Raw genomic sequence first — 14,389 nt, 5'->3', positions numbered from 1 at the left:
AGCTTATTGACGATCGTTTTTACAGAAGGGTCGCTCAAGTCCAGTGTGCGTATGGGAAAGGGTATATTGATGCCAGCGGCATCAATAAGCTAGCCCATCAAACCAGCTTGTACAATCTCGATCCAGTAACCATCAACGTCTTTAATAAAGGCGATATTCTTCATACTACCTTCTTCAGGGCGTTTTTTGAAGGCAACGTCATGACTGTCAAACCAAGCTACAGCTGCATCTAGATCAGGTACGCTAAAGCAGATATGCCCAAAGCCTTGTGGGTCTTGGTTACCATCATGATAACTAAAGCCCTCTTGGGTCTCAGTACCGTAATTATGGGTTAGCTCCAATATACCGCGTTGGCGGAAGGTATAAATCGCCAAGTCTTCCCCAGCAGGCAAATTATCACGCTCGCTATCGGTCAGCTTCGCTAAGAAGTACAAATCAAATTCCATCTCAGGGAATTTTTTTATTGCCAGTAAGGTCATACCCAGCACACCAGTATAAAATTCTAATGATTTGGCGGGATCTTTGACTCTTAGCATGGTGTGGTTGAAGGTAAAACCACTGGTTTGCGCGGCGATAGGCTGAACACCGGGCGCCTTTACGCTACTATCAGGTTGAGCAGTGGTTGAGTGGTTGCTGTTAGATAAAGAATTAGACATAACTGTCCTTATATAAAAGTTTGAGAAATATAGAATTTTAAAAATATACTAGGGCGTGTTAATGACCCTAATGCCGCGCGTATCCGGGACACTACTGTCTTCTCAGTTCATCATAATAAAAAAGTGTGTAGCGGCTGAAAAGGTTTTGTGAGTAACTCTAATTTATTTATATCAATTAGCTGTCTAAAAAGCGTACCTTGCCAGTCTCTAAATCGTATTCAGCACCAACAATTAACAGCTGCCCATTACTTGATAAATCTTCTAAGGCACGTGAACCATGCTTGAGTTGACTGACTGACATGCGCACGTTGGCACGGATCGAACGATCGACCAGCTCATCGGCATCCACGTCTTGACCGTTAGCGGTAGCAAGCTCATGCAAGTTATAGACGCTGGGGCGAATGCGATCAACAATAGACTGCAAGTTAGGCGAATAAAATTGTGCAGGATTAATCAAGGCTTCAACACACGCCGTTACCGCGCCGCAATGTGAATGACCCAGCACCACGACCAGTTGGGTACCAAACTTCTCGGCTGCAAATTCGACTGAGCCGATTTGTGATGGTGCCACCACATTGCCGGCCACACGAATGACGAATAAATCGCCTAAGCCTTGATCAAAAACAATCTCCACGGGCACGCGTGCATCAGAGCAGCCTAAGATAATGGCCAAGGGGTCTTGGTCTTTAACCAGCTCTGGCCGCTTTTGCATCATCGGATCAGAGTTGTTAAGACTGTCGACATAGCGGGTATTGCCTTCTTTAAGAAGCTCCAACGCTTCTTGACCTGTTTTTGGGCGCATATTAGCAGTCATAAGGTGTCCTTGAGGGTACTGAGTTATAAAAATAGTAAATGGCTTTAATGATTATTAGGCTAACTCTTTTTGACTAAATTTTGACTAAAAATTTTTAGCCCTAAAATGATTGTATAGGATTGAAAGCGAGAAAATGTTAAAAAATTTACTTTCCCAAGAATCTTTTATACGCGCAGTCGCCTTTTGCTTTCGATGAGAAGCCATACAAATCATATAAATGACAACGCTATAGCCTGCGTAATTGGTAACGAACTTGCACTAATAGGTAGCGATGGTTTGTTATAATACGCAGCTATTAGACCGCGCTTACACTTATACCAAAGCACTTTTTATACCGCGCTCACTATCGACAGCCCTATTAAAGCGGTACTGATACTTTGGTATTTTAGGAATTTATCTCATGACTGACTCGCCCGAAAACGCGCCTGCAACTGCTATGCCCTCTCAGGCCAGTTCTGGTATTGATAACACCGATACCGTCGATACCGTCGATACCGTCGATACCATGGCTAATGATGTGCTACTACAACTGACGGGGCTAAAAAAAACCTATGATGAGACTGAAGTATTAACAGATATCAATCTAAATATTAAGCGTGGTGAATTTTTGACCCTGCTTGGGCCATCAGGGTGCGGCAAGACTACCTTGCTACGCCTAATTGCAGGCTTTGAGCAGCCGACAGCGGGTGCAATTCATTTAGAAGGCGTACAAATGGCCGGGCTGCCAGCCGATAAGCGGCCGGTAAATACTGTGTTTCAACAGTATGCGCTATTTCCGCATATGACCGTGGCGCAAAATGTGGCGTATGGTCTTAAAATCAAAAAAGTCCCCAAAGATGAAATTCAAACGCGCGTGCGCGATATGCTGGCGATGGTAAAACTTGGGCATTTGGCCAATCGCAAGCCGCAAGATTTATCCGGCGGTCAGCAGCAGCGGGTCGCTATCGCGCGCGCCGTCATCAACCGTCCTAAATTATTGCTACTGGATGAGCCGCTATCGGCGCTCGATCACAAACTGCGTTTGCAAATGCAATCTGAGCTGAAACGGTTGCAACGTGAGCTTGGCATTACCTTTGTGTTCGTCACTCATGACCAAGAAGAAGCGCTGTCGATGTCAGATCGTATTGCGGTGATGAAAGATGGCAAGTTTCAGCAAATTGGGTCGCCTATCGAAATTTATGAAACCCCGGCGAATTTATTTACCGCCAAATTCATCGGTGAGACCAATCTCTTCAAGGCAGAAGTAAAAGGCGTCTATCCCACTCAGCCCGATCGCGATGGACAAGTGACTAATGGCCGAATTGAAGTGGAAGTGTGTGAAGCCCAAGCTCAAAGTGGCCCAACCACATTACGCAACTTGCGCCGTCCTGATTTTGCTAGTGATGTACAAGTGGGCGATATCGTTAATCTGCTCCTACGCCCCGAAGATTTGCGAATTTATGAAGCTGACGATGATACCCATAGCGGATTACTGGGTCGCGTCATCGAAAGTAACTATAAGGGCAGCACTTTAGACTCTATCATTGAGCTGCATAATGGCCATATTATTAAGGCCTCTGAGTTTTTTGATGAGGACGACCCAAGCTTTGACTATAAGCTGAATGAAGCGGTCAAAGTCTCCTGGGTTGATGGCTGGGAGTGGGTACTGCCGGATGACAACTCTGTTAATGATAAGACCGATAATGAGTCTAATAGTGGCATTAACATTGGCAAGGCCATTAGCTTGACTGTCCAAAAGGATATAAGCTAATGGCGCGTAAAAACGCCACTCATTTAAGTAATAAAAGCCCTTTTCGTACCGCGACATTGGGGCTGATTTGGGGCTGGCTGCTCCTCTTTGCGCTATTACCGAATATATTGGTCATTGCCGTCAGCTTTTTGACCCGTGATAGCAGTGAATTTATTAGCTTGCCGGTTAGTATCGATAGCTATCTGCGTATCATTGATCCGCTATACTTTGGTGTATTTATGCATTCATTGTGGATGGCAGGAATCACTACGGTGATTTGCTTAGTGCTCGGCTATCCTTTTGCGTGGCTAGTATCCAAAGCCAAAGCGCGCTGGCAACCGTTATTAATGATGATGCTAATATTGCCGTTTTGGACCAACTCTTTAGTACGTACCTATGCGCTAAAATTACTATTTGCCAATAATGGCTTAATTAATAAATTTTTGCTGGCCATAGGTGTTATTGATACGCCAATTGATATTTTATACACCCAAGGCGCGGTCATTGCTGGGTTAACTTATTTGCTATTCCCTTTTATGGTCTTGCCGCTATATGCCGTGTTTACGGATTTGCGCAATGATATGCTGTTGGCCTCGCAGGATTTGGGTGCATCAAAAAGCCAGACCTTTTGGCATGTAGTGTTGCCGTTGACCACACCGGGTATTATCTCAGGCGTACTCTTGGTCCTCTTACCAGCGATGGGTATGTTCTATGTGGCAGATATTTTAGGCGGTTCACGTAATTTATTAGTCGGTAATATTATCAAAAATCAATTCTTAGATGCGCGTGATTGGCCATTTGGGGCAGCAGCCAGCGTTTTATTGACCCTTGCCATGGCGGTATTACTACTTGCCTATCGCGCTAGTAGCCGCCGTATTGGCAAGACTGACTTCAGCGAGGTGGCCTGATGTCTGACAGCTCACTTATCAAAAACAAACCTTCTCGCCAAATTGTCAAAACCACAACCTCTCCTCATTCTAAAAAAAACAGACCTACCACTAATAAGCAAAATATCAAGCTAGGCAGTATCGCTGCTAAAAGCTATCTAGGACTTATCTACGCCCTACTGTACTTGCCAATCATCGTCTTAGTAGTCATGTCCTTTAATAAATCAAAAATTGGCTACAATTGGGGCGGCTTTAGTTTAAGGTGGTATGAGTCGCTATTTAACAACCAAGCGATGCTCGATGCCTTTTGGCATTCGATTTTTTTAGGGTTGGTGGCAGCAACCGTGTCAACCTTGATAGGTACGCTGACTGCATTGGCATTACATCGCTACGATTTTCGCGGTAAAGGTTTATTAAACGGTTTATTATTTGTGCTGATGATGTCACCTGAGATTGTTCTTGCTATATCCTTGCTCGCACTATTTTTATTAATTGGGCTACAGTTGGGCTTTGTGTCGTTGTTACTAGCACACATTACCTTCTGCTTGCCGTTCGTGGTTATCACCGTATTTGCACGCTTGAGTAGTTTAGATGAACGCTTGATGGAAGCTGCGCGAGATTTAGGCGCGAGTGAATCGACTATGGTACGTACCGTCCTCATTCCGGTTATACTTCCCGCAGTGATGGCTGGCTGGCTGCTGGCATTTACCTTATCACTTGATGATGTGGTAGTGTCCACTTTTGTTACCGGTCCCAGCTATGAGATTCTACCGTTACGTATCTATTCTATGGTGCGGGTGGGACTCAAGCCTGAAGTCAATGCCATCGGTACGATTCTACTTATCGCGTCGCTAATACTGGTTATCATCTCGCAACTGTTATTACGTAGGCGCTAAATACTGGTTATAAGTTTTGAATGAAAATCATCAGGTCATGAATTATACTGAACTTTTCTTCAATATTTACTTAAAATAAGTGGTTAGGTTGTTTTATGTTAGAGCTCCGTCATCTTAATACGCTAACTGCGCTACGGGCGCATGGTTCGCTGGCTGCTGCTGCGGATGAGTTACATGTTACCGCCTCTGCGGTCTCGCACCAGTTAAAAGAGCTGGAAAATTACTACGATATCAGTCTGGTCAATCGCCGAACGCGCCCACTAACTTTTACCCCTGCTGGTAAAACGGTACTGGCTCTGGCAGACAGTATCATGCCACAAGTTACCCGCACTAAAGCCAATCTTAAGCGCTTAGCCCACGGGCAAGCTGGCAGATTGCGCTTGGCCTCTGAATGTCATAGCTGCTTTGATTGGTTAATGCCGATTCTCAATCACTATCGTCGTGAATGGTCAGATGTGGAATTGGATTTTGCGACTGGCTTTGAGCCTGAGCCGCATCATTTATTAATGGAAGGTGATATTGATTTATTAATCACTACTAGCAACTTGCCAATAGACGGTGTCAGCTATCAACCGTTATTTGAGTACGAAAGCCGCTTGGTACTGTCGCCGCTACATAACCTAGCAGAGCAACACTTCATTTGCCCAGATGACTTATGTGATGAAACCCTAATTGCTTACCCAGTAGAAGCAAAACGTCTTGATATCATCGCTAATTTTATGACACCCGCCCAGGTGAGTTTTAAGAACATCCGTACCACTGAGCTGACGGCGATGCTTATCCAGTTGGTCGCCAGTGAACGCGGCGTGGCAGCACTACCCGATTGGGTCATTGCAGAATATGAGAAAAAAGGCTGGGTGGTCTCGCGACCATTAGGGGATGGTGTCTATTGTCAGCTTTATGCAGCAACGCGTAGCTCTAGTCAAGATACCGCTTATATGCAAGGGTTTGCGAGTTTATTGGAAGGGATAGTTAAGCCGTTATAGCCGATAATGTTGAAACTTTTATTTCAAATTTATAACGGTTTTCGTTTAAAGCAAAGCTACAGTTGTTCCAATTTAAAAACGATACAGTGCTACTGGTATGAGTTTTTTGCAGCCTCTGTCCCGCTTGCGAACAGCACGCAAGAAAAATTTATACCAGTAGCACGTTGATACGAACGACTCTCTTTTACTTTGAACTAACTATATCATACGGCTTTCGTAGCAGTTGGAGGAAATTTACGTAGCCTCTGGAACGACACAACAAGTCAGTAAACTTTCGCCAGTATCGGTAGTTGCAGTCCTATCCTTACTTAGATTTGTCTCTATTTTTAAGAAAATTGAATTATAGAACCAGTTTAAAAAAGTAAAATCCAAGCGCGGTCGCTAATAATGTTAGTCCCACATGAAGCCCCACTAACCCCAGACCTGCCAGCAACCGTCCATCATGAATAAGGGTAAAAACCTCAGCGCTAAAGGTACTAAAAGTGGTCAACCCACCCAAAAAACCGGTGATAACAAACAATCTGACGTTGGGAGACAGTTCGCTACCCACCCGCTCAAACCATACTAGCGCTAGCCCTATTAGCAATCCGCCTAAAATATTAGCACTCAGAGTCCCAAGCGGTATCCAGTTATGCAGCGGATTAAAGCGTGCTAGCCATGCCCGCAAGCAAGCGCCGATTGCTGCTCCTAAACCGATGGCAAGCCAATGCATAAACTATCCTTAATTAACACGAATTTGACAGTCAAAACTAATGATACATTTACAGCGCTGGCAATTCGGTCATCGGCCAACGCGGTACACAGCTGACAGCCAAATCGTCACTTTGCCCTGCTTGCAAGCGTTGATAACCTGCATACGCAATCATTGCACCGTTGTCCGTACATAAGGCTGGCGGCGCATAATGCACGGTCGCATTTATTTTCGCCAGCTCAGTTTCAAGAGTCGTACGTAAATGGCTATTGGCACTGACACCGCCAGCAATGACCAGTCGGCTCATATTAACTTGCTTAAGCGCTTTGACGCATTTCTTGACCAAGGTATCGACCATCGCATGCTGAAAACTTGCCGCTATATCGGCTCGAACTTGTGGGTCGCTATCGGAACCCGTACTTGAGCTCGTACCTGAACCTATACCTGAACCAGGGGTGTCTTTAATGAGATTATGGACGGCGGTTTTCATACCACTAAATGAAAAGTCTAAACCGCGGTGCAGCATCGGGCGCGGCAGCGAGTAAACGTTTGGGTTACCGGTTTCAGCAAGCTTGGCGATATTAGGGCCGCCTGGGTACTCTAAACCTAACATTTTAGCTGCTTTATCAAAGCACTCCCCTGCCGCATCATCGATGGACTCACCCAGTATTTCGTATTGTCCAATCCCGTGCGCGGCAATAAGTAAGGTATGGCCGCCTGAAACTAACAAGGACACGAAGGGAAAAGCTGGCGGATTGGCGCCCATCAGTGGTGCTAATAAATGCCCTTCCATATGATGAATACCAATGGCCGGAACCTCTAAACCATACGCTAAACTACGCCCGAATAATGCACCGGTCATCAATGCCCCAATCAACCCCGGGCCTTTGGTATAGGCGATAGCGTCAATGTCGTTTTTACTGATACCGCATTGATCTAATAGTTCATTAAGTAACGGCACCAGCTTCCGAATATGATCACGGCTGGCAAGCTCTGGCACTACCCCGCCATAAACAGCGTGCAGCTCAATTTGTGAATACAGCACTTGTCCAAGTAAACCTTGCTGCCCATTATCACTGTCGCTATCTATCAGCTCACTATCAAAAATTGCCAGACCGGTCTCATCACAGGAGGTCTCTAAACCCAATACTTTCATGCTATTGCCTTTAACCGTTATTACTATCATTGTTTGCAGAGTTGTTTTTGCGCATAAAAAAACCGCCATTATGAACCACAATGACGATTAGTTTAACAAATTTCAATACCTAATATTAGCTGGCGGTTATCAGCTTACCGCTGCTAGCATATAATCAACGGCCGCATGAACTTGGGCTTCGCTAACATTATCATTGACTTGTGCCGGCATTTTGTTAAAACCTTGGGCAGAGTGCACATATAGCGTCTCTCTGTCTTTGGTAATACGTGTACTCCACGCGGCCGTGTCACCGTATTTTGGCGCATTAAGCAGTCCATTTTGATGGCAGACTTTACACTGAGCTTCATACAGTTTGACACCCGTATCGGCAGCTAATATTTCAGGTTCAGCAGCACTAACTACTTCTACAGTATCAGCAGGTGTTTCGGTAGGTACGGAAGTCTCATCGACAGGTTCCATTTCTTCAACTGGGTCGGCTTCAGGCATTCCTTCTTCGACGACTGCAGTCTCAACTTCAGTAACAGGAGCAGTGCTATCGACAGCCTCATCAGTAGCGGCCGTATTGTCACCACCACTACAGCCGCTAATGGTTAGTAAGGCACTAACACCTAAGGCAGATAATAATAAGCTACCTACTGACTTTTTATGCGTAACTGATTGCTTGATAGTCATGCTCACACCTCTACCTAATAATTTATGTTAGTGACTGCTTGTTGATGCTACAAAGGATTTGTATGGGTTTGACCATAATTTATCAGCTTATAGTAGGCTCGACTGCAATCGTATCAGCTCGCAGCAGCTACCATATAGTCGACCGCAGCGTGAACTTGCTCTTCAGTGACTTCTGCATTTACCTGCGCGTTCATCTGATTAAAGCCGTTTACTGCATGCGTATATAAGGTTTCTTTACCCTTTGCAATGCGTGGTGCCCAAGCTGCTGCATCACCGTATTTCGGTGATCCTAATAGACCGATAGAATGACAAGCCGTACACTGCTTGTTGTAAAGTTGAGCGCCGACATTAACAGCAAGATTTTCAGGCGTAGCAGCAACGGCAGTCTCTGTGGTCGCAGCCCCTGTAGTATCGGTTGCAGCTGGCATATCCGCAGCAGCGGTGATAGTAGCCTCTTCAGCAGCAGCGGTTACCATCGGAGCAGTTTCTGGCAATTTGATATTCAAGGCTTCAGGACCATTTTTACGGGCAAGCTGAGCGGCATCCTCAACCCGATCGATTGCATAGACTTCCTCTTCGTCATGACTGCTGCAGGCGCTAACACTGACGCCCAAAGTGACGATTAGCGCCATACTTAATGCTGACTTTAATGACGTGTTTAGTACCGTTTTCTTCATCCTAATTTCCTCAATAAAATTGACGTAAAAGCGTGTTACTGCTTCCTACGAGGCTGAAATTATCATAGCACAAACTCAGTCTAAAACGTTATAGCCGGTAAGGGTTTTTTGTCTGCATGTATTGTCTATTTATTAAGAATGTTATTGGAGAAAATAGAAATACTAGCCAGAGAAACAAATGAATAAGCAGTGGGAAGGCATTACCTCTACTCATTACAATTCTACATAGATACCCTAAAGGCTTTGACTTTACTCACATTTTTGATTAAAATACTCGCCCTTGTGCTATAGCGCAAGATCATCCTAGTTTGAGCTGATGTCTGTAATCTTGAGATATTACGGCTAAATACTAATACACAGCCAAACTAATGCCTTTGTATCTCATCCTCATAAGGAGTCTTCATGCCTGCAGTTAAGGTTAAAGAAAACGAACCAGTTGATATCGCTATTCGCCGTTTTAAGCGTGCTTGTGAAAAAGCCGGCGTCCTATCAGACGTGCGTAAGCGTGAGTTTTATGAAAAACCAACGCAAGTGCGTAAGCGTAAAAAAGCCGCTGCCGTGAAGCGTTATAAAAAGAAATTACAACGCGAAACGATCCGTACAACTCGTATGTACTAATAAGTTATTTGTTGTACTGATATACCAGCGCCACTGCTATCTATTGATATCAGTGGCGTTTTTTATGCTACAATTTTTATCATTACTCTTCATTTTAATGCTTTATTTGAGTAAGTTTTGCGTGGTTAAATGCTACTATTACACTATATATCGCTGGATCAGCTAATTTATCAGACAACCGTTTTTTTATTATAATCATTTCACTGTATAAGGAATAATAACGATCATGAGCCAACTCAAACAAAACTTAACAGACAATATTATAGCGTCTATGAAAGCTCGCAAGCTTGAGCGAGTTAAAGTATTGCGTAACGTGCAAGCGGTGATCAAACAGATTGAGATTGACCGTCGCATAGAACTTGATGATGCTGATGTCTTAGAAGTACTACAAAAACAGTTGAAACAGCGTCAGGAGTCATTGACTATCTTTACTGAAAATAGCCGTGATGATTTGGCTGCAAAAGAGCAGTTTGAGATTGATATTATCAATGAGTTTATGCCCAAGCAAATGGATGATGCTGAGCTTTCGGCATTGGTTAATGCTGAGATTGCAGAACAAGGGGCAACCTCAATGCGTGATATGGGTAGTGTCATGGGCGTGCTAAAAAACAAAACCGCTGGTCGGGCTGATCCCGCGCTGATCTCCACGCTGGTCAAGCAAGCACTACAAGGTTAAGTATTTTAGTGACTTACTATAGTTAGTCATTAAAAACCACACAGTGCTACTGGAATCTAATTGTAGAATTTCAATAGCTCGAAAACTTAAGTCCTTGAAATGTAAAAGTCCTTAGAATATAGAAGTTCTTAGAATTAAAAGTCCTTAGAATATAAAAATAACCGCCTAAGGCTTATAATCTTTGGCGGTTTTTACCGCTTTAATTTCTGCGGTAATATTTGCTAACAACGGACGAGCGCTATTGGCTTGTGCCGTAGTTTTCATCTGTTCAGTCAGCTGTTTTGCTTGGGTAAGTGATGTGAGCGCAGCATCGTAATGCCCACTCCATAGTTGGTCATGGCTGCGATAGCGTAGCGCATTAATAGTGGCGATATTCGCTAGTTGCGGTGAGGTTGTCGTTTTGGCCAATTTTTCATTGGCTAATTGTAAGCTTTGCCAGGCATAACGGTCGCTTGACTGCTGCTCGGTTAATGGTTTTAGCAATACTTGCGCTTGGGTCGGCTGATTGCTGTTGGTTAGCGCCTCTGCTAAATACAAGCGCAAATCGCGGCGTTCAGGATAGAGACGTTGCTGTCCCTCTAGTACCTCAGCAGCTTGCTTCCATTTACCTTGCTCACTAAGTATCTGGCTATGAGTGATGGATAATAACGGCTCTAACGCCTGTCGCTGCGCGTTTGGCAAACCAGTGAGCTCGGTCATAATATCATTAGCATCGTCAAAGCGTTGTTGCTCGCCATACCAATGCATTAGCGCCACTTTGGCACCTAAGCTATTGTTCGCTGCGGTGGTCAGTGCCGTTTGCGAGACATATTTACCGGTACTTTGTACCCGCCAGTAGAGCAAGTCAAAAAGCGATTGATACCGCTGCTGCTCGCTCAATGACAACGATGGATAGCGCTGGGCACGACTTTGCGCTTCACTTAAGCGCTCATTACTCAAGGGATGAGAGCGCACAAAGCTTGGCAAAAACCGATTTTCAACTTGGTTAAGCTGACTCCGTTGATTCATCGTGGCAAAGAAACGTGGCATCGCCCGTGGATCATAGCCAGCTTGGGTCATAATTTGCATACCTACCCGATCAGCCTCGCGCTCATTATTACGGCTAAAGGCCATGCTGCTATTCATAGCTGCCGTTTGGCTACCCATCATGACTGCCGCTGCTGCATCTCCATCAACTGCTGATGCAGCAATCGCTGCTAGCATGCCGCCTATTTGCAGTAATAAGGCCTGTCGACGTTCATCGGCACTACTTTCATAATGCCGTTGGCTGATATGCGCGACCTCATGCGCCACTACGCTTGACAGCTCATCCATACTGCTTGCAGCCAATATCGTCCCCGTGTTGATACCAATGACTCCGCCCGGTGCCGCAAACGCATTAATGCTAGGATTATCAATAATGACTACTGCTAGTGGTGCTTGCTGCCGTACTTGGGCATTGAGTCGCCAAGTCATTTCTTTTATCGTTTCTTGAATCCAAGGATCATGCTCCATCTTTACGCGACCATTGATATTTTGTAGTGACCATTCGCCGATTAGCTTGTTTTGATACTGCTCATCGAAGCTCAGCCCCTGCCCGCGCAAACTAGGTAACGCTAAATCCTCTGAATCTGATGATTGCCATGAGCCATACGTTGGTGTGACTGCTGATGGCATCGATTTTAAGGTTAAAGGTTGCGATGACATCGGCTTCGACAACATCGGTTGCGATAGGAAAGGCGCCGCTTGGCTATGATTGCTCGTTAACACTGCAGCCGCTAATAACACTGCTGGCAATCCTGTTATTAATAGATTAACTGGCAGTCTAATTAATGGCAACGCGAATAGCCGCCTATTATCTGGTTGATATAAAGGCGATACCTTATTGCTTAAACACTTACTATTTGAGTGGGTGTTCTTTGTGGACTGACTATTAAAATAGTACAATGGCGCATCCTATACGATTAATTATAACGTCGATTTCGACTATACGAGCTTGTTCCTATGAGGTCAATTTTGCTTTGAGTTTAACTACCAATATCTAAGGGGTGCGTCACTTTTGTGCAACATTACCATGCAATGCTCCTCGCTTGTATTGACGTTTTGCTGATCCTTGTTTGGCTTACTTGTTGTTTTAGCTTACACAGTCATACCAGTGATGACTGCAAACAGCTGCAATTGCTAAGCGCTGATTTGCTATAATAGGCAGCCTATAGCGCTACTACCTCAAATGACCAAATACTAAAATCTCAGAATCAAAAGTTAAAGGTTTTGTTTATGTCCGCTGATTGTCGCTCATCCAATATGCTACATGCTCCTTATCGAGTTTGTTTGGCGCAGACATTATCTGAGCCTGAGCAACAGACTAGCGCTTCTTTACTATGCTTACTGCCAGCAGCTTGTGTCGCTAATGTTCAGCTAAACGATGATGATGTGTTAGAAACATCTTTTATTCATATCAAAGGCATAGTGGACGGTCGCGGTCTTGCTTGCCCTATGCCATTATTAAAAACCAAAGTGGCTCTACGCAATGTGGCCATCGGTGACTCTTTGTATGTGGTCGCGACCGATCCTAACTCTCAAGCTGATATTACTGCTTTTTGTCGCCAAGCTCAGCAAGCGGATGCCGATAACGGATTGTCATTAGTGGTAAATCAAACGACTCATCAGGACACTTATAAAAACTCTGACCAAGCATTTGCTGACACAGCACCAAAAATGCCGTTCGATACAATATATCACTTCATCATTACCAAAACCGATAGCAACTAAGCGGCGCTATCCTTTACAATTAGGGTAATAAGATTTTCTATCTTTAACTTTGCTTACTTATACTATTTTAATCAAGGTCAAGAATATGGCTACTGACTCGGCGATAACAACGCAAAATAATGACAGTCAAGACAAGAACCTGCAAAATGACAAGATTCTTGCTGACAACAGTCCTGTTACTGAAGCGACAGCTCCTGAAGTAAATCCAGCCCGTGAAGCAGCGCTGAAAGCAGCAGCACAGCGTCCTCCTTATGATGCCAGCGCGCTCGAAGATACCAGTACACGCGATTTAGTACCTGCCATGCCCACGCATTTGTCTGCGCCTGGGGTAAATGTGGGCGCTTATATTAATACCGTCCATCAAATCCCAATTTTGACCCCAACCCAAGAGCAAGAGCTGGCCCATCGTTATTATGACGAAGGCGACGTTGAGGCCGCGCGTCTGCTAGTCATGTCGCATTTGCGTTTTGTAATCCATATTGCCCGCAGCTATTCAGGCTATGGTTTACCGCAAGCCGATTTGATTCAAGAGGGTAATTTGGGCTTAATGAAAGCGGTCAAACGCTTCGATCCCAATAAAGGCGTACGCTTGGTATCCTTTGCAGTGCATTGGATTAAGGCTGAAATTCATGAGTTTGTGATTCGTAACTGGCGTATTGTCAAAGTTGCGACCACTAAAGCCCATCGTAAATTATTTTTTAATCTGCGCAGTCTAAAGAAGACCAACAATCAGCTAACTTTAGAAGAAGCAGATGCCATTGCTCAAGATCTTAATGTTACCCGTAAGCAAGTCCTAGAGATGGAGTCGCGTCTGACCTCTTATGACGCCTCATTTGAGACCCAATCTAGTGATGATGACGATGGGCGTTATGCACCGCAGTTGTTTTTAGAAGACGGTATCGACCCTGCTGAGATGGTTGAAGATTCTGATTGGGAGGAGAATAATTCTTCAGCCCTAATTGCCGCTATGGATACCTTAGATGATCGTTCACGCGATATCGTCGAGCAGCGCTGGCTTACTGAGCAAAAATCTACCTTGCACGAGTTGGCAGCTGTCTATTCGATATCCGCAGAACGGGTACGCCAAATCGAAAAAAATGCTATGGATAAAATCCGCGATGCCATGACAATTGAGAGTGTGATTTTGCCGGATGACATTCAGTAGACAGTAGATAATCAA

15 protein-coding genes are annotated in these 14,389 nt (G+C 44.6%); 8 read left to right on the top strand and 7 right to left on the bottom strand.

Annotation, left to right across the window (positions count from 1 at the left end; all coding sequences use genetic code 11):
- Positions 1-89: 89 nt before the first annotated feature.
- Both gloA and U1P77_RS12790 read right to left on the bottom strand, forming a co-directional pair.
- The gene (gloA, locus tag U1P77_RS12795) at positions 90-656 is read right to left on the bottom strand and encodes a lactoylglutathione lyase (RefSeq protein ID WP_321155340.1); all 567 of its coding nucleotides are present in this window, start codon (positions 654-656) and stop codon (positions 90-92) included.
- 175 nt (positions 657-831) lie between these two features.
- Positions 832-1,470, bottom strand: coding sequence for a carbonic anhydrase (locus U1P77_RS12790; protein ID WP_414479017.1), 639 nt, complete (start codon positions 1,468-1,470; stop codon positions 832-834).
- Between the two features lie 505 nt (positions 1,471-1,975).
- On the opposite strand from U1P77_RS12790, the gene potA reads away from it, so the two are divergent.
- The 4 genes from potA (at position 1,976) to U1P77_RS12770 (ending at position 5,968) form a co-directional block, all read left to right on the top strand.
- Complete coding sequence (potA, locus tag U1P77_RS12785) at positions 1,976-3,220, top strand: spermidine/putrescine ABC transporter ATP-binding protein PotA (RefSeq protein WP_414479096.1); 1,245 nt, start codon at positions 1,976-1,978, stop codon at positions 3,218-3,220.
- Entirely contained in the window at positions 3,220-4,107 is an 888-nt protein-coding gene (gene potB / locus U1P77_RS12780) for a spermidine/putrescine ABC transporter permease PotB (RefSeq protein WP_321155338.1), read from the top strand. The genes potA and potB overlap by 1 nt, the downstream gene beginning before the upstream one ends.
- A complete protein-coding gene (gene potC, locus U1P77_RS12775; RefSeq protein WP_321155337.1) occupies positions 4,107-4,982 on the top strand; it encodes a spermidine/putrescine ABC transporter permease PotC in 876 nt (291 codons plus the stop codon). The genes potB and potC overlap by 1 nt, the downstream gene beginning before the upstream one ends.
- A gap of 95 nt (positions 4,983-5,077) precedes the next feature.
- The gene (locus U1P77_RS12770) at positions 5,078-5,968 is read left to right on the top strand and encodes a LysR family transcriptional regulator (RefSeq protein ID WP_321155336.1); all 891 of its coding nucleotides are present in this window, start codon (positions 5,078-5,080) and stop codon (positions 5,966-5,968) included.
- Positions 5,969-6,308: 340 nt separating this feature from the next.
- Here the strand turns inward: U1P77_RS12770 and crcB are convergent, their stop codons facing one another.
- The 4 genes from crcB to U1P77_RS12750 all read right to left on the bottom strand — a co-directional run bounded on the left by crcB (position 6,309) and on the right by U1P77_RS12750 (position 9,164).
- The gene (gene crcB / locus U1P77_RS12765) at positions 6,309-6,680 is read right to left on the bottom strand and encodes a fluoride efflux transporter CrcB (RefSeq protein ID WP_321155335.1); all 372 of its coding nucleotides are present in this window, start codon (positions 6,678-6,680) and stop codon (positions 6,309-6,311) included.
- A gap of 49 nt (positions 6,681-6,729) precedes the next feature.
- Positions 6,730-7,815, bottom strand: coding sequence for a tRNA (adenosine(37)-N6)-threonylcarbamoyltransferase complex transferase subunit TsaD (gene tsaD, locus U1P77_RS12760; protein WP_321155334.1), 1,086 nt, complete (start codon positions 7,813-7,815; stop codon positions 6,730-6,732).
- 129 nt (positions 7,816-7,944) lie between these two features.
- Positions 7,945-8,487 (bottom strand): c-type cytochrome, encoded by a 543-nt coding sequence (locus U1P77_RS12755; protein WP_321155333.1) that lies wholly within the window; start codon positions 8,485-8,487, stop codon positions 7,945-7,947.
- 113 nt (positions 8,488-8,600) lie between these two features.
- Complete coding sequence (locus U1P77_RS12750) at positions 8,601-9,164, bottom strand: c-type cytochrome (RefSeq protein ID WP_321155332.1); 564 nt, start codon at positions 9,162-9,164, stop codon at positions 8,601-8,603.
- A gap of 402 nt (positions 9,165-9,566) precedes the next feature.
- On the opposite strand from U1P77_RS12750, the gene rpsU reads away from it, so the two are divergent.
- Together rpsU and U1P77_RS12740 are read left to right on the top strand one after the other, a co-directional pair.
- The gene (gene rpsU / locus U1P77_RS12745) at positions 9,567-9,782 is read left to right on the top strand and encodes a 30S ribosomal protein S21 (RefSeq protein ID WP_010195908.1); all 216 of its coding nucleotides are present in this window, start codon (positions 9,567-9,569) and stop codon (positions 9,780-9,782) included.
- Between the two features lie 226 nt (positions 9,783-10,008).
- Positions 10,009-10,458: a GatB/YqeY domain-containing protein gene (locus U1P77_RS12740; RefSeq protein WP_321155331.1), complete on the top strand. Its 450-nt coding sequence runs from the start codon at positions 10,009-10,011 to the stop codon at positions 10,456-10,458.
- 165 nt (positions 10,459-10,623) lie between these two features.
- On the opposite strand, the gene U1P77_RS12735 is transcribed toward U1P77_RS12740, so the two are convergent.
- On the bottom strand, positions 10,624-12,276 hold the full coding sequence (locus U1P77_RS12735) for a M48 family metalloprotease (RefSeq protein WP_321155330.1): 1,653 nt from the start codon (positions 12,274-12,276) through the stop codon (positions 10,624-10,626).
- Between the two features lie 438 nt (positions 12,277-12,714).
- Here U1P77_RS12735 and U1P77_RS12730 point away from each other — a divergent pair, with 438 nt between their 5' ends.
- Positions 12,715-13,209, top strand: coding sequence for a sulfurtransferase TusA family protein (locus tag U1P77_RS12730; RefSeq protein WP_321155329.1), 495 nt, complete (start codon positions 12,715-12,717; stop codon positions 13,207-13,209).
- A gap of 301 nt (positions 13,210-13,510) precedes the next feature.
- Positions 13,511-14,374: an RNA polymerase sigma factor RpoH gene (gene rpoH, locus U1P77_RS12725; protein ID WP_201554935.1), complete on the top strand. Its 864-nt coding sequence runs from the start codon at positions 13,511-13,513 to the stop codon at positions 14,372-14,374.
- Positions 14,375-14,389 lie beyond the last annotated feature (15 nt).

This window comes from Psychrobacter sp. LV10R520-6 (genome assembly GCF_900182925.1).
Lineage (GTDB): Bacteria > Pseudomonadota > Gammaproteobacteria > Pseudomonadales > Moraxellaceae > Psychrobacter.
Note: the sequence above shows the minus strand (reverse complement) of the source record. Positions and strands in the feature narration are given on the sequence as shown.